16 protein-coding genes, 1 tRNA gene and 4 pseudogenes are annotated in these 21,522 nt (G+C 69.6%); 17 read left to right on the top strand and 4 right to left on the bottom strand.

Annotated elements, in window-relative coordinates; genetic code table 11:
* Positions 1-17: 17 nt before the first annotated feature.
* Positions 18-257, top strand: coding sequence for a mycothiol system anti-sigma-R factor (gene rsrA / locus AC2W7K_RS15365; protein ID WP_211977778.1), 240 nt, complete (start codon positions 18-20; stop codon positions 255-257).
* Positions 258-334: 77 nt separating this feature from the next.
* Here the strand turns inward: rsrA and AC2W7K_RS15360 are convergent, their stop codons facing one another.
* The 3 genes from AC2W7K_RS15360 to AC2W7K_RS15350 all read right to left on the bottom strand — a co-directional run bounded on the left by AC2W7K_RS15360 (position 335) and on the right by AC2W7K_RS15350 (position 4,965).
* Positions 335-409, bottom strand: a complete 75-nt coding sequence (locus AC2W7K_RS15360; RefSeq protein WP_100227367.1) for a 50S ribosomal protein bL37 — start codon at positions 407-409, stop codon at positions 335-337.
* A 132-nt stretch (positions 410-541) separates the two neighbouring features.
* Complete coding sequence (locus AC2W7K_RS15355) at positions 542-1,159, bottom strand: GDSL-type esterase/lipase family protein (protein ID WP_137827020.1); 618 nt, start codon at positions 1,157-1,159, stop codon at positions 542-544.
* Complete coding sequence (locus AC2W7K_RS15350) at positions 1,156-4,965, bottom strand: multifunctional oxoglutarate decarboxylase/oxoglutarate dehydrogenase thiamine pyrophosphate-binding subunit/dihydrolipoyllysine-residue succinyltransferase subunit (protein WP_344249761.1); 3,810 nt, start codon at positions 4,963-4,965, stop codon at positions 1,156-1,158. Before AC2W7K_RS15350 ends, AC2W7K_RS15355 begins: the two co-directional genes overlap by 4 nt.
* Positions 4,966-5,066: 101 nt before the next feature.
* On the opposite strand from AC2W7K_RS15350, the pseudogene guaB1 reads away from it, so the two are divergent.
* From guaB1 to AC2W7K_RS15305, 9 genes and pseudogenes are all read left to right on the top strand, one after another.
* Positions 5,067-6,522, top strand: a pseudogene (gene guaB1, locus AC2W7K_RS15345) (GMP reductase).
* Between the two features lie 131 nt (positions 6,523-6,653).
* Positions 6,654-8,086: pseudogene (locus tag AC2W7K_RS15340) on the top strand (hemolysin family protein).
* On the top strand, positions 8,076-9,122 hold the full coding sequence (locus tag AC2W7K_RS15335; RefSeq protein WP_198498581.1) for a hemolysin family protein: 1,047 nt from the start codon (positions 8,076-8,078) through the stop codon (positions 9,120-9,122). Before AC2W7K_RS15340 ends, AC2W7K_RS15335 begins: the two are co-directional and overlap by 11 nt.
* Before the next feature lie 259 nt (positions 9,123-9,381).
* A complete protein-coding gene (locus AC2W7K_RS15330) occupies positions 9,382-10,359 on the top strand; it encodes a M15 family metallopeptidase (protein WP_198498582.1) in 978 nt (325 codons plus the stop codon).
* A gap of 82 nt (positions 10,360-10,441) precedes the next feature.
* A tRNA-Arg gene (locus AC2W7K_RS15325) sits at positions 10,442-10,514 on the top strand.
* 123 nt (positions 10,515-10,637) lie between these two features.
* Positions 10,638-11,339 (top strand): ABC transporter ATP-binding protein, encoded by a 702-nt coding sequence (locus AC2W7K_RS15320; RefSeq protein WP_486006373.1) that lies wholly within the window; start codon positions 10,638-10,640, stop codon positions 11,337-11,339.
* Positions 11,336-12,478, top strand: a pseudogene (locus AC2W7K_RS15315) (ABC transporter permease); the annotation flags it as partial. The gene AC2W7K_RS15320 and the pseudogene AC2W7K_RS15315, both read left to right, overlap by 4 nt.
* 166 nt (positions 12,479-12,644) lie before the next feature.
* Complete coding sequence (locus AC2W7K_RS15310; RefSeq protein WP_486006363.1) at positions 12,645-13,874, top strand: FtsX-like permease family protein; 1,230 nt, start codon at positions 12,645-12,647, stop codon at positions 13,872-13,874.
* 72 nt (positions 13,875-13,946) lie between these two features.
* Positions 13,947-14,525, top strand: a complete 579-nt coding sequence (locus AC2W7K_RS15305) for an MFS transporter (protein ID WP_486006362.1) — start codon at positions 13,947-13,949, stop codon at positions 14,523-14,525.
* On the opposite strand, the gene AC2W7K_RS15300 is transcribed toward AC2W7K_RS15305, so the two are convergent.
* Positions 14,488-14,625, bottom strand: coding sequence for a hypothetical protein (locus AC2W7K_RS15300; protein WP_486006361.1), 138 nt, complete (start codon positions 14,623-14,625; stop codon positions 14,488-14,490). The genes AC2W7K_RS15305 and AC2W7K_RS15300 overlap by 38 nt on opposite strands.
* A gap of 63 nt (positions 14,626-14,688) precedes the next feature.
* Here AC2W7K_RS15300 and AC2W7K_RS15295 point away from each other — a divergent pair, with 63 nt between their 5' ends.
* The 7 genes and pseudogenes from AC2W7K_RS15295 to AC2W7K_RS15265 all read left to right on the top strand — a co-directional run.
* Entirely contained in the window at positions 14,689-15,117 is a 429-nt protein-coding gene (locus AC2W7K_RS15295; RefSeq protein ID WP_486006360.1) for an MFS transporter, read from the top strand.
* Positions 15,118-15,166: 49 nt separating this feature from the next.
* Complete coding sequence (locus tag AC2W7K_RS15290; RefSeq protein ID WP_486006359.1) at positions 15,167-16,168, top strand: hypothetical protein; 1,002 nt, start codon at positions 15,167-15,169, stop codon at positions 16,166-16,168.
* Positions 16,169-17,603, top strand: a pseudogene (gene lysA / locus AC2W7K_RS15285) (diaminopimelate decarboxylase).
* Positions 17,604-17,653: 50 nt separating this feature from the next.
* Positions 17,654-18,961 (top strand): homoserine dehydrogenase, encoded by a 1,308-nt coding sequence (locus AC2W7K_RS15280; protein ID WP_198498588.1) that lies wholly within the window; start codon positions 17,654-17,656, stop codon positions 18,959-18,961.
* 43 nt (positions 18,962-19,004) lie between these two features.
* Positions 19,005-20,093 (top strand): threonine synthase, encoded by a 1,089-nt coding sequence (thrC, locus tag AC2W7K_RS15275; RefSeq protein ID WP_486006358.1) that lies wholly within the window; start codon positions 19,005-19,007, stop codon positions 20,091-20,093.
* The gene (gene thrB, locus AC2W7K_RS15270) at positions 20,090-20,995 is read left to right on the top strand and encodes a homoserine kinase (RefSeq protein WP_486006357.1); all 906 of its coding nucleotides are present in this window, start codon (positions 20,090-20,092) and stop codon (positions 20,993-20,995) included. Before thrC ends, thrB begins: the two co-directional genes overlap by 4 nt.
* A gap of 208 nt (positions 20,996-21,203) precedes the next feature.
* On the top strand, positions 21,204-21,522 hold a 319-nt coding region (locus AC2W7K_RS15265), incomplete at its 3' end, for a Rho termination factor N-terminal domain-containing protein (protein ID WP_486006356.1).

Raw genomic sequence — 21,522 nt, 5'->3', positions numbered from 1 at the left:
GAGACTGCTGCGAGAGCATGCGGGCTGAATCCCTCATGCGCATCTACCATTACCTCGACGGGGAGCTGACGACGACCGAGATCCGCGAGATCTCGATCCATCTCGAGCACTGCCCGGCCTGCCACGACGAGTACGAGATCGAAGCGATGCTCAAGGAGGTCGTGCGCCGGTCCTGCGGTCGGGAGGAGGCTCCTCTGGGACTCAAGGAGAAGATCCGGCGGCGCATCGCCGTCGAGCAGGTGCGCTGGCAGCGCTGAGCGCACCGAGAACGAAGGCGGGGAGAGTCATGATGACTCTCCCCGCCTTGTCGTGCACCCGGTGGTGCACTCACTTCTCAGCTGTTCGGACGCTTGCCGTGGTTGGCATTCGAACGACGGCGATCGCGGCGCTTGCGGCCTCGCTTGCTCATAGCGGTTCTCCTTCGATTGGACGGTTCATTGTTTCACGTTCCCGTGACCGGGACCAAGTCCACGGCACGCGTGTGCGCACCGGATGCCCGGGAGGAGGCAGGAGCCCGTCCGGCCCGGACTCCGGCCCGGTCTCAGGCGTCGTCGCCGATGACGTCGCGCACACCCAGCCACGGGAACCAGCCGCGATGGAGGACCAGCCAGGCGAGCAGTCCGTACCCCTCCTGGGCGGGCAGCCGGTCGTGGGACGAGGCGAGCTCGCGCTGCCACACTGGATGGCCGTGGAGCGGCGTAAACGTGTCGACGTAGGCGATGCCGCGGCGCTTCGCGACATCGGAGAAGCTCGTGTTGAGTTCGGCGATCCCGCGGTTGCGGTCGGAGCCGTGGTCCGGGGGAGGACCGATGACGAATGCGGAGACCTTCCGCGACAGCGCCTCGTCGAGGACATTGGCGACGTCGAGGCGGGCCCGGGCGACCGAGCGCCCGGAATCGAGGTCTCCGGTGCCGAGGGCGAGGACGAGGCGATTGTCGCCCTCGGGGCTGAAGCGCAGGGACGCCTCGGCCATCGCCCGCGAGTGGAGGCCCGCAGAGTCCTCGCTGCCGACCGCCAGCGGGTAGACGCGCAGGCCGGGCAGACTCGGCAGGGTCCGTGCGGTGACTCTGCCGACCCAGCCGAGACCGCGGCCATCGCCGTGGCCGGCGACCAGAGGGCCACCGACCACGGCGATCGTCGTCGAGGTCTCCGAGCTCACTTCTGGAGGACCCGCCCGACGACCTCCTGCTGCTGGAGTTCGTGCACGTTCTTCAGACCCGTCGCCGTCGACGCCGAGGCGGGACGGGAAACGAGGGTGAGATCGCGCCCACCGAGGAGGGGAGTGAGGTTGAGGGCCATGAACGGCCACGCACCCTGGTTCTCCGGCTCCTCCTGCGCCCACACGAGCTGGGCATCGGCCGGGTAGCGGTCGAGCACCGCGGTGATCGCCTCGTCGTCGAGCGGGTAGAGCTGCTCGACGCGCACGAGCGCGGTCGTGTCGTCGCCGTTCTTCTCCCGCTGCGCCAGCAGCTCCCAGTAGAGCTTGCCGGAGACGAGCACGATCTTCTTCACCTTGTCCGCGTCGACGGCCGGGTCGTCGATGATCGCCTCGAACTTCCCGGAGGTGAAGTCCTCGGGCGAGTTCGCCGCCGCCTTGAGGCGCAGCATCGACTTCGGGGTGAAGACGATGAGGGGCCGCTTGTTCGGCGTCAGCGCGTGACGGCGCATGAGGTGGAAGTACGAGGCACCCGAGGACGGGTAGGCCACGGTCATGTTCGACTCCGCGCACAGCTGCAGGTAGCGCTCGATGCGCGCCGAGGAGTGGTCGGGTCCCTGACCCTCGTAGCCGTGGGGCAGGAGCATGACGACACCGGAGTTCTGCTGCCACTTCTGCTCGGAGGAGGAGATGAACTCGTCGATGACCGACTGCGCCCCCTGGGCGAAGTCGCCGAACTGCGCCTCCCACGCCACGAGGGCGTCCTTGCGCTCGACCGAGTAGCCGTACTCGAAGCCCACGGCCGCGTACTCGCTCAGCAGCGAATCGTAGACGTAGAAGCGGGCCTGGTCGTCGCTGAGGTTCTGCAGCGGCGTCCACTCGTTGCCGTTGACGGAGTCGATGAGCACCGAGTGGCGCTGGACGAACGTGCCGCGGCGCGAATCCTGGCCGGCCAGCCGGACGGGGACGCCGTCCATGAGGAGCGAGCCGAAGGTGATGAGCTCGGCGAAGCCCCAGTCGATGCCGCCGTGCAGCGCCATCTCCTTGCGCTTCTCGAGGAGCGCGCGCAGCTTCTTGTGGACCGTGAAGCCCTCGGGGATGTCGACGAAGGCATCGCCGATGCGGGTCAGGGTCTCCGCGCTGATCGCCGTCGAGACGTCGTTGAGCGCTTCGATGTCGCTGGGCTGATGCGGGGCGTTGAACGCCGTGCCCTTGCCCGAGCCGGACTCCGCGGCCTTCGTCTCGGCGAACGCGGACTCCAGCTTCGACTGGTAGTCCTTGAGCGCCTCGGCGGCCTCATCGTCGGTGATGCACTTCCTGCCGACGAGGGATTCGGTGTAGAGCTTGCGCACCGACCCCTTCTTCTCGATGAGGGAGTACATGAGCGGCTGGGTCATCGACGGATCGTCGCCCTCGTTGTGGCCGCGGCGGCGGTAGCAGACGAGGTCGATGACGACGTCGCGGTTGAATTCCTGGCGGTACTCGAAGGCGAGGCGGGCCGCGCGGACCACGGCTTCGGGGTCGTCCCCGTTGACGTGGAGGATCGGGGCGTTGATCGACTTCGCGATGTCCGTGCAGTAGAACGACGAGCGCGCCGAGGCGGGCGGCGTCGTGAACCCGACCTGGTTGTTGATGATGATGTGGATCGTCCCGCCCGTGCGGTAGCCGCGCAGCTCGGAGAGGTTGAGCGTCTCGGCGACGACTCCCTGACCGGCGAAGGCGGCATCGCCGTGGACGAGGACGGGGAGCACGGTGAAGCCGGACTCGCCCTGGTCGATGACGTCCTGCTTGGCGCGCACGATGCCTTCGAGGACGGGGTCGACCGTCTCGAGGTGGCTGGGGTTCGCGGCGACGTAGACGTTCGTCGAGTTGCCCGAGGGCGAGGTGAACGAGCCCTGCGTGCCGAGGTGGTACTTGACGTCGCCGGAGCCCTGGACGCTGTCGGGCGACATCGTGCCGTCGAACTCGCGGAACATCTGGGCGTACGACTTGCCGGCGATGTTGGTGAGCACGTTGAGCCGGCCGCGGTGGGCCATGCCGATCGCGACTTCCTCGAGCCCGGCGTCGGCGGACTGGTTGAGGACCTCGTCGAGGAGGACGATCGCGGACTCGCCGCCTTCGAGGCTGAAGCGCTTCTGCCCGATGTACTTCGTCTGCAGGAACGTCTCGAACGCCTCGGCCGCGTTGAGGCGACCGAGGATGTGGCCCTGCTCCGACCGGGTGAACTCCTGGTGGGGGACCTCGATCTTCGCCTGGAACCAGCGGCGCTGCAGCGGGTCGGCGATGTGCATGTACTCGAAGCCGATCGTGCGGCAGTAGCTCTCGCGCAGCAGGCCGAGGATGTTGCGGAAGGGCATCATCGGCTTGGCGCCGAACCCGCCGGTGGGGAACTCGCGCTCGAGGTCCCACAGGGTCAGGCCGTGCTGATTGATGTCGAGATCCGGATGCGAGCGCTGCCGGTAGACGAGCGGATCGATGTTGGCCATGAGGTGGCCGCGGGTCCGGTAGGCGTCGATGAGCTCGATGACGCGGGCGGTCTTGTTGACGTCGTCCTGGTCCTCGGCGGAGACGTCGGGCACCCAGCGCACCGGCTCGTACGGCAGGCGCAGGGACTCGAAGACGTCGTCGTAGAAGCCGTCCTCGCCGAGCAGGTAGCCGTGGACGAGCTTGAGGAACTCGCCGGAGCCGGCGCCCTGGATGACGCGGTGGTCGTACGTCGAGGTCAGGGTCAGCACCTTCGAGACGGCGAGGTCGTTGATCGTGCGCTGGCTCGCGCCCTGGAACTCGGCCGGGTAGTCGAGTGCGCCGACGCCGATGATCGCGCCCTGGCCCTTGGTCAGGCGGGGGATCGAGTGGACGGTGCCGATGCCGCCGGGGTTCGTCAGGGACACTGTGGTCCCGGCGAAGTCGTCAGCGGTGAGCTTGCCTTTGCGGGCCTTGTCGACGAGGCCGTCGTAGGCGTCGACGAACTGGCGGAACGTCAGGGTCTCGGCGGCCTTGACGTTGGGGACGAGCAGCGAGCGCGTGCCGTCCTTCTTCGGCACGTCGATCGCGAGGCCGAAGTTGACGTGGGCCGGGGAGACCATCGCCGGCTTGCCGTCGCGCACGTCGTAGGAGACGTTCATGCTCGGGAAGTTCTTCAGCGCCCGGATCACGGCGAAGCCGATGAGGTGGGTGAAGGAGACCTTGCCGCCGCGGGTGCGCTTGAGGTGCGAGTTGATGACGATGCGGTTGTCGATGAGCGCCTTGGCCGGCAGCGCGCGCACCGAGGTCGCCGTCGGCACCTCGAGCGACTCCTCCATGTTCTTCGCGATGAGCTTCGCGGGGCCGCGCAGCGGGGTGATCGTCTCTTCGGGGGCGGGCTGGGGCTCGAGTTCCTTCGTCGTGACCTTGGGAACGGACTTCGTCTCCGCCTTGAGCGTCTCGGTCTCCGCCGAGGAGGGCGAGACCCCGCGCGAGGTCTCCTTGTTCGCGGGCACCGAGTCGGGGCGTTCGGCGGTGGCGGCCTCGGTGCTCTGCGGTGCGGCAGCGGCGTCCCCGGCCTTCTTCTCCGCCTGCGGCGCGGACTTCTCAGCCGTCTTCGCCGTCGAGCTCGTGGACTGGGGTGCGGAATCCGCAGCCGAGGAGGATGCGGAGGAGGTCGTCTGCGCCGACTCCGCTCCGTTCGCCTTCTCGTACTCGTCGAAGAACGGCCACCAGGACTTGTCCACAGAGTTCTTGTCTGACTTAAACTGTTCGTACAGTTCCTCGACCAACCACTCGTTCGACCCGAAGTCGTCGACGGTGCGGTTCGGAGTATTGACGGACACGGCGTTGATCGCCTACTTCCTGTTCAAGAATTGCTGCAATACGACACACACCAGCGTAACGCGATGTGCCTGCGAATGTGCACATAGGGGACAATAGTGTTATGCGTTTCATTTCACACCAACCAGAACACGATCTCACGTATTCCGACGTGTTCCTTGTCCCCAATTCCTCGTCGCTGACCTCGCGTTTCGACGTCGACCTCACCTCCACCGATCCGACAGGGTCCCCGACCCCCATCGTGGCCGCCAACATGACCGCCGTGTCGGGGCGGCGGATGGCGGAGACGATGGCCCGCCGAGGCGGTCTGGCAGTGCTTCCCCAGGACATCCCCCTGACCGCGGCCGAGGACACGATCCGCTGGGTCAAGAGCCGTGATCGGATCTTCGAATCCGCGCTCCGCTTCTCACCCGAGGACACCGTGCTCTCCGCGCTTCACGTGCTCGGCAAGCGCGCCCACGGATTCGGCGCCGTCGTCGACGGATCCGGTTCCCTCGTCGGCGTCATCGACGCCGCGAACCTCCGCGACGTCGACCGGTTCACCGCTGTCGGCGAACTCACCGAGACCTCCCCGCAGGTCATCAGGGCCGACGAGATCGACTGGGCCGACGCCCACGCGCTCGAAACGTTGTTCGAGACGATGAACGACGCGCGGACCTCCTATGCCGCGGTCGTCGACGACGCCGGGCAGCTCCTCGGCGCGCTGACGCCGAAGTCGCTCCTGCGCTCCTCGATCTACACTCCCAACCTCGACGCGGACGGGAATCTTCGGATCGCCGCAGCGATCGGCGTCAACGGCAATGCCGCCCAGCGCGCCGAGGCGCTCGTCGCCGCCGGGGCCGACGTCCTCGTCGTCGACACCGCCCACGGCCATCAGGCCAAGATGCTCGACGTGCTCACCGCCGTCGCCGACGCCGACCTCGGGGTGCCGATCGTCGCGGGCAACGTCGTCACCGCCGACGGCGTGCGCGATCTCGTCTCCGCCGGGGCCCAGATCGTCAAGGTCGGCGTCGGGCCGGGCGCGATGTGCACGACGCGGATGATGACCGCCGTCGGCCGCCCCCAGTTCTCCGCCGTCGCCGAATGCGCCGCGGCCGCGCCGAGCTCGCGCGCACGTGTGGGCCGACGGGGGAGTGCGCTACCCGCGCGACGTCGCGCTGGCGCTGGCCGCCGGGGCCTCCCAGGTGATGATCGGCTCGTGGTTCGCCGGCACCCACGAATCCCCGGGCGACCTCCTCGTCGACGGCGAGGGACGCCGGTACAAGGAGAGCTTCGGCATGGCCTCGGCGCGTGCGGTGGCGAACCGGACGCGGACGGAATCGGCGTTCTCCCGGGCCCGCAAGGGACTGTTCGAAGAGGGCATCTCCTCGTCGACGATGTACATCGACCCCGCCTCACCCGGCGTCGAGGACCTCCTCGACTCGATCACCTCGGGCGTCCGCAGCTCGTTCACCTACGCCGGCGCGCAGAGCCTCACCGAGTTCGCCGAGCGGGCGAGCGTCGGCGTCCAGAGCGCTGCCGGGTACGAAGAGGGTCGACCGCTGGCGGGAAGTTGGTAAGATCGGTCCATGCTCAGTGACAGTCCCCGCCGGCGGGAAGCCGGCGCCCCAGACGACGATCCTCCTCTGACAAGGGTCGTTGGCAGAGTTGACACTCGCATCGAGGTCTCGTCACGCGGGGCTCGTCACTGATGGAATGGCTGTACCTGGCCCTCGCCCTCCTTCTCATCTGCGGCACGGGCATCTTCGTCGCCGCCGAATTCTCCCTCCTCACCCTCGACCGGCACACCGCTGACAAGGCCGTGGCCGACGGGGTCGTCGGAGCGAAGACCCTGCGGCAGTCGATGACGCATCTGTCGACGCAGCTCTCGGCCGCCCAGGTCGGCATCACGATCACCACGCTGCTCACCGGCTACCTCATGGAGCCCTCGCTCGGGCGGATGCTCTCACCGGTCTTCGAGTCGTGGGGTGCGGGCCCGGGATTGGCCGAGCCGATCGCCCTGGCGATCGCCCTCATCATCTCCACGGTGCTGTCGATGATCTTCGGCGAACTCGTGCCGAAGAACCTCGCGATCGCGATCCCGCTCGCCACCGGGCGCATCGCCGCCCCCATGCAGTACGTCTTCTCCGTCGTCCTCAAGCCCGTCATCGCGTTCCTCAACGGCACGGCGAACAAGATCCTGCGGGCGATGGGCATCGAGCCGCAGGAGGAGGGCACGGTCGGTCGCTCCCCGGAGGAGCTGACCTCGCTCGTGCGCCACTCCGCCGAGGAGGGGGTGCTCGACGAGCAGACCGCTGACCTGCTCGAGCGCACCCTGTCGTTCTCCGAGCGCACCGCCGAGGACGTCATGACCCCGCGCACCCGGATGTCCTCGGTGACGAAGGACACGACGGCGCGCCAGATCATCGAACAGGCCCGGGCCACCGGGTACTCGCGGTTCCCCGTCGCCGGCGAGGACAAGGACCACATCCTCGGCGTCGTCCACGTCAAACAGGCCTTCGCGGTGCCCCCGGCCAACCGCGACGACGCCTACGCCGGGGGACTGATGACCGAGGTCACCGAGATCCCCGAGACCCTGCGCCTCGACCCGCTGCTCATGGAGCTGCGCGGCAAGGGCATGCAGATGGCCGTCGTCGTCGACGAGTTCGGCGGCACCGCCGGGGTCGTCACCCTCGAGGACGTCGTCGAGGAGCTCGTCGGGGAGGTCGCCGACGAACACGACCGGATGCGGGTGCCGCGCGGCCGGTCCGCGACGGTTCGTGGATCGTGCCCGGGCAGCTGCGCCCCGATGAGATCGAGACGACGATCGGGCTGACGATCCCCGAGGACTCCGACTACGAGACGATCGCCGGCTTCGTGCTCAAGGAGCTCGGCCGGATCCCGGAGCCCGGCGACGAGGTGCGCACACCCGATGCCCTCATCCGGGTCGAGCGGATGCACGGGCGCCGCATCGAGCGGCTGCGTGTGGTGATGCGCGCCACCGACGCCGAGGCCTACGACGCCGCCGACCCCCGGACCCGCGAGGCGAGCGACGCCGCCGAAACCCAGTCCACCGAGGCGACCGACGCTCAGCATCGCGACGCCCGCCACCGCGCAGAGGGAGGTCGGAAGCATGAGCTCTGATTGGCTCGGACTCGTCTGGCTCGTCGTCCTGCTGCTCGGCAACGCGTTCTTCGTCGCCTCGGAGTTCGCGATCGTCGCCGCCAAGCGCTCCCAGGTGGAGCCGCGCGCGGCCGCCGGGTCGGGGGCCGCGAAGACGGCGCTCTACGCGATGGAGCACGTCTCGCTCATGCTCGCGATCTGCCAGCTCGGCATCACCGTGTGCTCGCTGCTGCTCGGCAACGTCTCCGAGCCGGCGATCCACCATCTGCTCGCGGGACCGCTCGCCGGGCTCGGGATCCCCGAATCCGCGGCGTCGACGATCTCGTTCATCCTCTCCCTCGGCATCGTCACCTACCTCCACGTCGTCATCGGCGAGATGGTGCCGAAGAACATCGCGCTGGCGACCTCGGGCCGGGCCGTCATGCTGCTCGCCCCGCCGCTCGTCTTCCTCGCCCGGATCTTCGGCTTCGTCATCAAGCCGCTCAACGGTCTCGCGAACGCGGTGCTGCGCCTCATCGGCATCCAGCCGCGTGACGAGGTCAATGAGGCCTTCACGATCGAGCAGGTCGAATCGATCGTCGCGGAGTCCAAGCGCGAGGGCCTGCTCAACGACGAGACCGGACTGCTCAAGGGCGCTCTCGAGTTCAGCGACAAGACCGCCGCCGACATCATGGTGCCGATGTCCGATCTCATCACGATCAGCGCCGAGGTGACCCCCGACGAACTCGTCACCCTCGTCGGGCGCACGGGGTACTCCCGCTACTTCGTCGTCGACGAGGACGGGTATCCCGGGCACTACCTCCACATCAAGGACGTGCTCTACTCCGAGCGCGACACCGAGCCGGTGCCGGCGAAGCGGTTCCGTCCCCTCTTCACGGTCATGGCCGACGACGAGGTCGAGGAGGCGCTCGCGCAGATGCAGAAGGTCGGCATCCACGTCGCCCGCGTCCTCGACGCCGACGGCGAGGTGCTCGGCGTGCTCTTCCTCGAGGACGTCCTCGAGGAGCTCGTCGGCGAGGTCCAGGACGCGATGCAGCGGGGACGGTTCGGCAGCTGAGGTGAGCTTCGTCTCACGCGGTGGCCGAGGTCACGGCCGAGGCGTGGTCTGTGTAACGAAATGTAACGAACAGGGTGTGCCTGGTAACATCCCGGGCGCTGTCCGGCCGCTCAGACACGAGCATCGGTGCAGGTCACACCCGAGAAAGTGGAATTAAATGACATTCTGTAACAATGCCGTTATAGTGTTGTGACATAAGCTTTTCTCTCGTTGCGCAGGCGACGGGCATGCAGCACAGCAGACGACAGTATGGAGTGATATGTCGAGTGATTCCTCGACCGCAGTGGCACCGGTCCGCCGGCGCGATCTGCGCAAACAGCACACCGCTTCGAGCGCCTTCTCCCGCGACACCCCGTCGCAGCCCCGGGCAGCAGCCCCGTCCACCACTCTCTCTCCGCGCCGCGCCGCGATGGCCGCCGAGGCCAAGGCCGCGGCCGGATCCCCGCGCCGGGCGGCCATGGCCGCCGAATCGCGCGGCACCGGCACCCTCGCCGCGTCCCTGAGCGACCGCGGTTCGGACGGCGCGCTCCTGCGCTCGGTCCGCCGCAAGCGGGTGACCACCGCCTCGGCGCTGGCCACCGTCTCCGTCACCGGCACCGCGATCGCCGCGGTGATGATCGCCGGCAACATGAGCGGTTCGCAGGAGGTCAAGGTCGACACCTCCGCGGCCGAGGCGCAGACGCGCAGCATCAACGCCGAATCGGTCTCCGCGGACATCCCCGAGACCGATGAGACGACGAGCATCGAGATCGGCGCGCCCAGCGCGAAGCAGAACAAGGCCGAGGCCGCGTCCCGCGCGATCGAGAAGACCGTCCTGCCCGGCTGCTCCGGTGAGGCCCCGTCGGGCACCCCGTCGAACGGCGAGCTGCCCGAGGAATGGCTGTGCAGCGTCGGCGTCGGCGATCACAAGCTGCGCTCGGACGCCGCCGTCGCCTTCGCGGAGATGAACGCCGCGTTCAAGAAGGAGACCGGCAAGGACATCGGCATCACCGACTCCTACCGCTCGCTCGAGGGCCAGATCTCCGTGGCCGCGCGCAAGCCCGGCTTCGCCGCCCGCCCGGGCACCTCCAACCACGGGTGGGGACTGGCGCTCGACCTCGACACCTCGAACTACGCGTGGCTCGAGGCCAACGCCGGCAAGTACGGCTGGGAGAACCCGGACTGGGCCAAGGCGAACTCCTACGAGCTCTGGCACTGGGAGTACGTGCCCGGTCGCAAGGACATGAAGGGCTCCTGAGCCCTCACCCGCTCCGCCGCCCGACACCGTCGGGCGGCGTTTTTGGGTTCACCTCGCAGTCGGTGATAGCATGACATGCGTTGCCCGCGTAGCTCAGTGGATAGAGCGTCTGCCTCCGGAGCAGAAGGTCGTAGGTTCGAATCCTGTCGCGGGCACAGCGATCCGCCCATCTCAGTCGCTGAGGTGGGCGGTTTCTCGTTCTCCCCTCCGGTCAGCCAGACGATGAGGACAGTGATGACGACGACAACCGACACCGAGGTGGTGCTGCGGGCCCGCGCCTGCGCAAGAGCTTCGGCCGCGACGACACCGCGGTGACCGCGCTCGACGACATCAGCGTCGACTTCGACTCCGGTCGGCTCACCGCGATCATGGGTCCCTCCGGGTCGGGCAAGTCGACGTTCATGCACGTCCTCGCCGGACTCGACCGCGTCGACTCGGGCGAGATCCTCATGCGCGGTGAGGACATCACCGCGCTCAACGACCGCGAACTCACCCAGCTGCGCCGGGACAGGGTCGGCTTCATCTTCCAGGCCTTCAACCTCGTGCCCACGCTCAATGCCGAGCAGAACATCGATCTGCCCGTGTCACTGGCCCGCGGCACCATCGACACCGCCTGGAAGGCGGAGATCGTCGAGCGCCTCGGCATCGGCGACCGGCTCAAGCACCGTCCGCATGAGCTCTCCGGCGGTCAGCAGCAGCGCGTCGCCGTCGCCCGTGCGCTGCTCACCCGCCCCGACGTCGTCTTCGCCGACGAACCGACGGGCAATCTCGACTCCCTCTCCGGCGCCGAGGTGCTCGATCTCCTCCATGCCGCCGCCTCCCAGTACGGGCAGACGATCATCCTCGTCACCCATGATCCTGCCGCTGCCGCGCATGCCGACCGGGTCGTCCTCCTCAAGGACGGACGCGTCGGGGGAGAGATCACCTCGCCGACCCCGCAGGCGGTCGCCACCGGACTGAGCGAGCTGAGCGGACAGTGATCGCCGTCGCCTTCGCGCAGATCCGAGTCCACTTCGCGCGGTTCACCGCGATCGGGCTCGGCATCGCGTTGGCGGCGGGCTTCGTCTCCGCGACCCTCATCATCAGCGCCTCGCTCGATGCCAGCGTGCGCGACGGCATCAGCCAGTCGTACGCCAACGCCGATCTCGTGCTCATGCCCGAGACGGGAGCCGACCTCGATCCTTCCGCGGTCGCCGCCTTCAGCGACGACCTCGCCGCGCAGCCGGGGATCGGCGCCGTCGACGTCGCGGCGAGCGCGATCGCCTCGGGCCGCAGCGACGCCTTCGCCGACACGGACTTCGCGATCTCTCCGACCCCCGTCGATCCGGGTCTCGACACCTTCGCCGTGCGCGAGGGAACCCGGCCGCAGGCACCCACCGACCTCGTCGTCGACACTGGGACGGCCGCCGACCTCGGACTGGGCGTCGGCGACGTCGTGCGCTTCTCCACCGCCTCGGCGCGCATCGACACCGACGCCGAGGAGATGCCGATCTACCGCGCCCCGCGCAGCGCCGTGACCGACTTCACGGTCGTCGGCATCGCCGAGATGGGGGAGGACCCGACGCTCGCCGGCCTGCCCCGGGCCCTGACGACGGCGGCGAGCTACCGCGAGCACTTCGCCCAGATCGGCCGGGTCTCGGCGATCCAGATCGACCTCGACGCGGATTCCGTCGACCCCGCGGCGGTGCGCGCCGGGGTCGACGCGTTCCTCGCCGACTCCGCCCTGCGCGGGCAGCTGCAGACGCTCAGCGTCGACGAGGCGATCGACCGGCAGGTCGCGGAGTTCTCCCAGGGCAGCAGCTTCATCGCGTGGATGCTGCTCGGCTGCGCGGGGATCTCCGTCGTCGTCGCCGTCCTCGTCGTCTCCAACACGTTCTCCGTCATCGTCGCCGGCCGCCGCCGCGAGCTCGCCCTGCTCCGCTGCCTCGGCGCCTCCCGGCGGCAGCTCTACGGGTCGGTGCTCGTCGAGGGCCTCGTCGTCGGCCTCGCCGGGTCGGTCGTCGGCGTCATCGCCGGGATCGGGGTCAGTGCCGCTCTCATCGCCGTGGCGCGGCGCTTCTGGGAGAGCGAGTTCGCCTACGTCTCGCTCTCGGTGCCCGGCTGGGCGCTCGTCCTCGGCGTCGTGGTCGGCGTCATCCTCACCCTGGCCGCGACCATCCGGCCGGCCCGCAGCGCGATCGCCGTGACGCCTCTCGAGGCGCTTCAGCCCTTCGACGTCACGGGCGCCCGACCGCCAGTCACGGGTCCGCGGGGCGGCCGGCTGGGGGAGCACCGCGATCGGGGCGGTGAGCATCGTCGCCGCGCTGGTCTTCGCCGCCGGGTCGAGCGCCTGGATCGTCGTCGGCGCCGTGGGCGGCGCCCTCGTCGTCGTCGGGATCGTCCTCTGCTCGGGTCAGATCATCCCGCCCGTCGTCTCGTGGATCGGCGATCTCGCCGTCACCCCGTGGGGGCTGCCGGGCCAGCTCGCGACGCTCAACACGCTGCGCAACCGCCGTCGCACCGGCTCGACCGCCGCGGCCCTCGTCATCGGCGTCACCCTCGTGTCCACCCTCGTCGTCGGCGGCATGTCGACGAAGGCGACGCTGAGTGCGGGACTCGAACAGCACTTCCCGATCGATGTCGCCGTGTCGCTGGGCAACGGCACCGATGCGACGACGCTGAGCGACATCAGGGACATCGACGGCGTCGACACGGCGGTGCTCGCCTATCACGGGCAGGTCGTCGACGACGAGGCCGAGCTCTACATCCTCGATCCCGGGTCCGCCGAGGCGCTCCTCGGCGACGCCGCCCCGCCGCTCGTGCCCGGCCGGGTCACCGTGCCCGCCGACTATCCGCGCGACACCGTCGTCGTCCGCGGCCTCACCGACACCGCATTTCCCGTCGAACGCGCCGGCGAGTCGACCCGGGCGTACTTCACGACCGCCGACGTCGGCAACGCCATCGGGATCTCCCCGGCCGCGACCGCTGTGCTCATCACGCTCACCCCCGACCAGAGCGTCACCGACATCCTGCGGATCCGGCAGGACGTCGCCGAAGCGCTCGATGTCCCCACCGACGAGGTCATCGGCTCAGCCGTCGACCGCGGACTCTTCTCCCAGGTCATCGACGTGCTCCTCCTCATGGCCGTCGGCGTCCTCTTCGTCGCCGTCCTCATCGCCCTCATCGGGGTGTCGAACACGATCAGTCTCTCGGTCATCGAACGGCGGCGGGAGAACTCGCTGCTGCGGGCCCTCGGATTGAGCCTCGCCCAGCTGCGCGCCCTGCTCGCGTTCGAGGCCGTGCTCATCTCCGTCGTCGCCGCCCTCATCGGCCTCGCCCTCGGCGGGGCCCTCGGCATCGTCGCCACCCGGCTCATCACCGCCGACTTCTCGAACGCCTTCGTCGTCGACTGGTCGCTGCTGGCCTCGGCGGGCATCCTCGTCGTCGCCATGCTCGCCGGCATCCTCTCCGCCCTCGCCCCGGCCCGACGCGCTGCCCGGCTCTCTCCCGTCGAGGGCCTCAAGCAGGAGAACTGACCGGCGCTGGAGGGCTGGCGAGACCAGACCCGCTGGGCGGACGGCGGCAGGGACAGTGGTAGAAAGGCCTCTATGAGGGCTGCCTGGACGACCGCGATCATCCTGCTCGGCATCGTCGTCGCCGCCTTCAACCTCCGCCCCGGCGTCACGGGCCTCTCGCCGCTGCTCGATCTCATGGGCACCGAGATCCCGCTGAGCGCCGCGTTCCTCGCGATCATCGGCATGCTGCCGCCGCTCCTCTACGGTGTCGGCGGGTTCCTCGCCCCGCGGCTCGTCTCCCGGTATTCGGCGATCACCGTCAGCCTCGTCGCGATGATCATGATCGCCCTCGGCCTCGGTGCCCGCGCGCTCGTGTCCTCCCCGACGCTCTTCCTCCTCCTCAGCGTCGTCGCGCTCCTCGGCATGGGATTCGGCAACGTCGTCGTGCCCCCGATCGTCAAGTCGCACTTCCCCGACCGGGTCGCGCTCATGTCGACCGTCCACGTCGGTCTGCTCCAGCTCGGCACATTCCTCCCGCCGCTCGTCGCCGTCCCGCTGGCCCGACAGTTCGACTGGCGGGGCTCGCTGCTCGTGTGGGTCGCGTGTGCGCTCGTCGCCGTCGCCGTGTGGGCGGTCATCGCCGTGCGCAGGCCCCGGCCCGGGCGACCGTGACCGCGACCGTCGTCGCGCGCCGAGCTGCGCGCCTGCTGCGGACCCCGCGGGCCTGGGCGCTGATGACGATGACGGGGATGACGTCGTTCAACAACTTCATCCTCTTCACCTGGCTGCCCCCGCTGCTCACCCGCGCGGATTCGATTCCGCCTTCGCCGGGGCCATGCTCGCCCTCGTCACCGCCGTGCCCCTCGTCCTCGGCTTCGTCCTCCCGGCGCTCACGGCGCGTCTGCGCAGCGCCGCCCCGATCGTCATCGCCTTCTGCTTCAGCCTCGCGGCGGGCTACATCGGTCTCTGGCTCGCCCCGCAGGCGGCCCCGGTGCTGTGGACGCTGCTCCTCGGCATCGGCATCTCGACCTTCCCTCTCGCTCTCACCCTCATCACCCTGCGCTCGGCGACCCCGGAGGCCTCGGCGGCCCTCGCCGGCTTCGTCCAGGGCGGCGGCTACCTCATGGCCGCCACCGGGCCGCTGCTCTTCGCCCTCCTCGTCGAGAGCTCCGACACCCTCACCCCGGCGATCGTCCTCGTCCTCGCCTCCGTCGTCCTCAAGCTCGGCGTCACCATCCCGGCGAGCCGTCCCGGGCACATCTGAGCATGCGGACGATTCGGCCGGGGTCTGCCGCCCCGAGTACGCTGGGCACGTGACCCCGGAACACCTGCACGTCGTCCTCGCCGAGGCGGCTCTGTCGACGCTGCGCCCCGCGGAGGATCCGGCCCCCACCGGCGCTGTGCTGCGACGCGGCGGTGACGTCGCCGCGGGGGACTGGCAGTCCAATCTGCCCCTGCGCCTGGGCACGCGGGCACCGCTGTCGGCGGCGGAGTCCATCGCCGAGGCGGTCGCCTCCCACCCGGACATCGCGTCGGTCACGGTCACCGGTCCGGGGTTCCTCCGCATCGTGCTCGAGACCCCCGCCCTGCTCGACACGGTCGCTGCGATCGCCGCGGGCCGCCACCTCGGCGATCCCGGGTCCGGAGCGACCCTCGCCTCGTCCGACCGCACGACGGAGCCGGCTTGCCTCGGTGTCCTCGACGCCGATGCCCTCCGCTACGGGTCCGCCCGCTCGCGGACCGCGACCGCCCTCGCCCGTGACGTCGAGCTGCTTCGCACGGCCGCTCCAGCCAACCCGCTCCACCGCGTCCAGCACGCCCATGCGACCGGGCGTCGCGTGCTCCGCCGCGCCGCTGCGGCGGGAATCCGCGTCGCTGCGGACGAGGCAGAGCATCGCACGTCGGACGTCATCCTCGCTCCCGCCGACCGTCAGCTCGCGCTGCGGATCACCGAGGCCGCAGGAGTCCTCGCCCGGGCGACCGCATCAGCGGAGACCGGAACTGCGCCGATCGCATCAGCGGCGACCGGACCGCAGTCGGACAGCCCGCAGCCGACCGGCAGGCACGCCGGCACCGGGAGGCAGGCCGGCACCGGGAGGCGACCGGGGGAGTCCCTGCGCTCGGTGACCGCCGTCCTCGAGGACCTCGCCGCGGCCCTCACCGCATGGTCGGCGGCCGAGCGTGCCATCGTTCCGACACTCGATGCCGACATCACCGCCGTCCACGCAGCACGCTGCGTAGTCGCGGCCGGTGCGACCACGGTCCTCGCCACAGGACTGCGACTGCTGGGCGTCACCGCCCCGGAGAGGATATGAATGCCCGCCCACATCGCCGGTCAGCTCCACGCGACCCCCGCCCCCGTGTGGCTGCCCTACCCCGACGACGTCAACGCCGTCATGCCGAGCCTCTGGTCGGACAACGTGGCCAAGGGCGACGACGGTGTGCTCACGATCGCCGGGCACCCGGTGACCGAGCTCGCCGAGCGCTTCGGCACCCCGACCTTCGTCTTCGACGTCGATGACTTCCGCTCCCGCGCCGGGCTCTACCGCGATGCCTACGCGGCGGCGTTCGCCCCGGAGAAGGGCCTGTCGGGAGTCGACGTCTTCTACGCCGGCAAGGCGTTCCTCTGCACCGCCGTCGCCAAGTGGGTGCACGAGGCCGGTCTCGGGCTCGACACGTGCTCGCTCGGGGAGATGATGATCGCCCACGCCGCCGGCGTGCCGGGGGAGAGCATCGGTCTGCACGGGAACAACAAGTCGATCGCCGAACTCGAGTACGCCCTCGACTACGGCGTCGGACGGATCATCGTCGACAGCCTCGACGAGGTCGACCGGCTCGAGGCCGTGGCCGCCGCCAAGGGCGTCATCGCCCCCGTCATGCTCCGCGTCACCGTCGGCGTCGAAGCCCACACCCACGACTTCATCGCCACGGCGCACGAAGACCAGAAGTTCGGTCTCTCCGTCGCCGCCGGCAAGGCCGCCGAGGCCGCCGCCCGCGTCGTCGACTCCGCGCACCTGCGCCTCGACGGCCTCCACTCGCACATCGGCTCCCAGATCTTCGACATCTCCGGATTCCAGGTCGCGGCCGCGCGGGTGCTCGCGCTGCGGGCCCAGATCATGTCCGACCACGGCGTCGACCTGCCCGACGTCGACCTCGGCGGCGGCTTCGGCATCCGCTACACCTCGCAGGACACGCCCATCCCCGTCGCGGAGATGGCCACCGCCCTCGCCGAGGTGGTCGCCAAAGAGTGCCGCGGGCTCGGGACGAACGTGCCGCGGATCTCCATCGAGCCCGGCCGCGCGATCGTCTCCCCGGCGGTCTTCACCCTCTACGCGGTCGGCACCGTCAAGGAGGTCGTCACCGACTCCGGTGTGCGCACGTACGTCGCGTCGACGCGGCATGAGCGACAACATTCGGACAGCTCTCTACGACGCCGACTATTCGTGTACCTTGGCCAATCGGAACTCCGATGCCGCCCCCGCCGTCGTCCGCGTCGTCGGGAAGCACTGCGAGTCCGGCGACATCATCGTCCGCGACGAGTACATGGGCGCCGACGTCGCCCCCGGCGACCTCGTCGCCGTCCCCGGCACCGGAGCCTACTGCCGCGCCCTGTCGAGCAACTACAATCATGTCGCCCGACCGGGGGTGCTGGCCGTGACACCGGATAGGGTGGACTGGATCGTCACTCCCGAGACGTACTCGCAGCTCTTTGCGAACGACCCCGGGATGGCCGACGCCACCCGGCAGTGACGATGACGCAGCCCCCACCTGTGCAGAGACCGAAGAACAGAGAGTGAGCCATGCAGCCATTGAAAGTCGCGATGCTCGGAAGCGGAGTCGTCGGCACCGAGGTCGCCGCGCGCATCCAGTCCCGCTCCGAGGCGCTGGCGGAGCGGATCGGCGCCCCCCTCGAGCTCACCGCCGTCGTCGTCCGTGACCTGGGCAAGGACCGGCCCGGGATCGACCCCGGCCTGCTCACCACCGACGCCGAGGCGGCGATCACCGGGGCCGACATCGTCATCGAGCTGATGGGCGGGATCGAACCGGCGAAGACGCTCATCATGCAGGCGCTCGCGCAGGGATCCTCGGTCGTCACCGCGAACAAGGCGCTGCTTGCGGCCTCCTACGGCGAGCTCATGGCCGCCGCCGACGACACCGAGGTCCGCCTCGAGCACGAAGCCGCGGTGGCCGGTGCCATCCCGATCATCCGGCCCGTCGGCGACTCGCTCGCCGGTGACCGCATCGACCGGATCATGGGCATCGTCAACGGGACGACGAACTACATCCTCGACCAGATGGACACCGAGGGCTGGGACTTCGCCGACGCGCTGGCCTCGGCCCAGGAGCTCGGATACGCCGAGGCGGACCCGACGGCCGACATCGGCGGCCACGACGCCGCCGCGAAGGCCGCGATCCTCTCCTCGCTCGCCTTCCACGCCCCGATGACGATCGCCGACGTCCACGTCGAGGGGATCACCGGGATCACCGCAGACATGGTCGCCACGGCCAAGGAGCAGGGCTTCGTCATCAAGCTGCTCGCAGTGTGCGAACGCGTCGCCGACTCGCCGGCCGGACCCGGCCTCTCGGCCCGCGTCTACCCCGCGCTGCTGCCGCGCACGCATCCGCTGGCCTCGGTCCACGGGGCGTTCAACGCCGTCTTCGTCGAGGCCGAAGCAGCCGGCTCCCTGATGTTCTACGGTCAGGGCGCCGGGGGAGCGCCGACGGCCTCGGCGGTCCTCGGCGACGTCGTCTCCGTGGCCCGGCGCCGCGTGCTCGGCGGTCGCGGTCAGTACGAGCGTCCCTTCCACCCCGAGACGACGCTGCTGCCGATCTCGGCGATCACCACGCGCTATCACATCACCCTCGACGTCGTCGACCGTCCCGGCGTGCTCGCCGCGGTCTCCGAGGTCTTCGCCGCCGAGGGCGCCTCGATCGAACTCATGCGCCAGACGATCGGCGAGATCGACGACGACGGAGTCCAGCACGCCAAGCTCGTGCTCGCGACCCACGAGAACACCGACGCCGCGCTGTCGCGGACGGTCGAGCGCCTCGGCGAACTGCCCGTCGTCCGCTCCGTCGTCTCCGTCATCCGCGCCGAAGGCCAGTGACCCGACCAACCCGCATGCGACACAAGAGAAGGACGAACATCGCGTGAGCACTTACCCCAGGCACCAGTGGCAGGGCGTCATCGACGAATACCGCAGCCTCATCGACATCGGGGAGACCACTCCGTCGGTCAGCCTCGGCGAGGGCGGAACGCCGCTCATCCGCGCCGAGCGCCTCAGTGAGCGCACCGGCGCCGAGGTGTGGGTGAAGTACGAAGGCCTCAACCCGACCGGCTCCTTCAAGGACCGGGGGATGACGATGGCGATCACCCAGGCCAAGGCGCAGGGCGCGAAGGCCGTGATCTGCGCGTCGACGGGCAACACCTCGGCCTCGGCCGCGGCCTACGCGACGAAGGCCGGGCTCACCTGCGCCGTGCTCGTGCCCGCCGGCAAGATCTCCCCGGGGAAGATGAGCCAGGCCGTCGCCCACGGTGCGACCCTGCTCGAGGTCGACGGCAACTTCGACGACTGCCTCACCCTGTGCCGGAAGCTCGCGGAGTCCTACCCCGTCCATCTCGTCAACTCCGTCAACCCCGACCGCATCGAAGGTCAGAAGACGGCGTCGTACGAGGTCGTCGACGTCCTCGGCGACGCCCCCGACATCCACGTGCTGCCCGTCGGCAATGCCGGCAACATCACCGCGTACTGGAAGGGCTACAACGACTACCGGGCCGCCGGCGTCTCGACGCGGCTGCCGCAGATGTGGGGCTTCCAGGCCGCCGGCGCCGCGCCGCTCGTCCTCGGCCACCCGGTCACCGACCCGGACACTATCGCCACCGCGATCCGCATCGGCAACCCCGCCAGCTGGGAGCGGGCGATCGCCGCCCGCGACGACTCCGGAGGCCTCATCGACTCGGTCACCGACGACGAGATCCTCGCCGCGCACAAGGTGCTCTCGCGCGAAGAGGGCATCTTCGTCGAACCCGGATCGGCCGCCTCGGTGGCAGGTCTGCTGAAGATGTCCGAGGCCGGTCGCGTGCCGGCCGGCGCGACGATCGCGGTGACCGTGACCGGGCACGGGCTCAAGGATCCGCAGTGGGCCCTGCACACCGCCGACGGCGCCGACCTCGAACCCGTCCGGGTGCCCGTCGATGCCGTCTCCGCCGCCCGCGAGCTCGGACTCGAGGACCGGTGAGCCGGGTCTTCCGGCTCGAGGTGCCGGCCACCTCGGCGAACATCGGACCCGGTTACGACTCGCTGGGCCTGGCGCTGCGCCTCGTCGACACGCTCGTCCTCACCCTCGGGGACGAGCCGGTCGCCCCGGACGCTGCGGTGACCGTGCGCGGGGAGGGCGCTGAGGATGTGCCCACCGACCATTCACACCTCATCATGCGGGTGCTGTCGGACGTGCTCGCGCAGCTGCAGGGCGAGAGCGCTGCTGCGATCATGTCCCGGCTCAGTCTCGACTGCACGAACCGGATCCCCCATTCGCGGGGCCTCGGGTCGTCGGCGGCCGCAGTCGTCGCCGGCATCGCCCTGGCCGGGGCCGTCTCCGAGTCCCTCGGCGGGCCGGGGCTGACTCGGGAGCGGATGCTCGAGATCGCCGCGGACCTCGAGGGCCACCCCGATAATGCGGCGCCGGCGATCTTCGGCGGACTGACGATCGCACTGCCGGAGCCGGCCCGCGCCTGGACGGTGCCCGTCCGCACCGTCGATGAGGTCACGGTCCTCATCCCCGCTGTGAGACTCGACACACTCACCGCGCGCGGTCTCATTCCGGCGACGATCGCCCACGCGGTCGCGGCGGAGAACTCCGCGCGCACGGGACTGCTCGTCCACGCCCTGAGCACGGATGCGACCGCGCTGCTCGAGGCCACCGACGACCGCCTCCACCAGGAGTTCCGCCGCAGCGCCTACCCTGAGTCGATGGCGCTCGTCGATGATCTCCGGGCCCGGGGGATCCCCGCGGTGATCTCCGGCGCGGGACCGACCGTGCTCGCTCTGACCGGGGATGTGCCCGCCGAGGCGGTGCCCGCGGGGGTGCGCGCCGTGCCGGTGGGGATCGATGAGGAGGGATTCCGGCTCGAATTCGCGTGATCGGGCCGGAGGAAGTAAACTGGTGCATGTTCCACCAGTGAACGGGCTTGGCGGTGTCACCGCGAACCCCATCTCAACTTCACGAATCCTGGAACATCTCCTGCACTCTTCAAGCAGGATGTCTTTCACAATGCACCGTCAAGGGTGTTTCCGTCGCCGTGGGATTACGGCTCTTTGCCGCACGGCCGAATGAGGGAGAAGGACCTTCGTGTCTGAAACCACAACCCCGGATTCCACACCGCGCACCGGCAGTCTGACCGCTCTGCGCCTTCCCCAGCTGCAGGAAATGGCAGCGGGAATGGGAATCAAAGGATACCGTCGACTTCGCAAGGGCGAACTCATCGACGCCATCAACAACCAGGGCGGATCGGGCGCCGGCACGGCTCCCGCCCCCACCACCGCGGCGCCGGCCGAAACCGCTGACTCCTCGGCCTCCGAGGGCAAGCGCGGCCGCCGGCCCGCCCGTCGCAGCGCGGCTGCGACGCCCGTGAGGACTCCGCGGCCCGCGAGGACGCCGAGACTCAGCG

Source organism: Brevibacterium sp. LAARM2_SD2 (assembly GCF_057364785.1).
Note: the sequence above shows the minus strand (reverse complement) of the source record. Positions and strands in the feature narration are given on the sequence as shown.

Coding starts and splice junctions, on each gene's coding strand:
- rsrA (WP_211977778.1), top strand. CDS start 18: ATGCGGGCTGAATCCCTCATGCGCATCTACCATTACCTCGACGGGGAG.
- AC2W7K_RS15335 (WP_198498581.1), top strand. CDS start 8,076: ATGAGCTCTGATTGGCTCGGACTCGTCTGGCTCGTCGTCCTGCTGCTC.
- AC2W7K_RS15330 (WP_198498582.1), top strand. CDS start 9,382: ATGTCGAGTGATTCCTCGACCGCAGTGGCACCGGTCCGCCGGCGCGAT.
- AC2W7K_RS15305 (WP_486006362.1), top strand. CDS start 13,947: ATGAGGGCTGCCTGGACGACCGCGATCATCCTGCTCGGCATCGTCGTC.
- AC2W7K_RS15300 (WP_486006361.1), bottom strand. CDS start 14,625: ATGAAGTTGTTGAACGACGTCATCCCCGTCATCGTCATCAGCGCCCAG.
- AC2W7K_RS15295 (WP_486006360.1), top strand. CDS start 14,689: ATGCTCGCCCTCGTCACCGCCGTGCCCCTCGTCCTCGGCTTCGTCCTC.
- AC2W7K_RS15280 (WP_198498588.1), top strand. CDS start 17,654: ATGCAGCCATTGAAAGTCGCGATGCTCGGAAGCGGAGTCGTCGGCACC.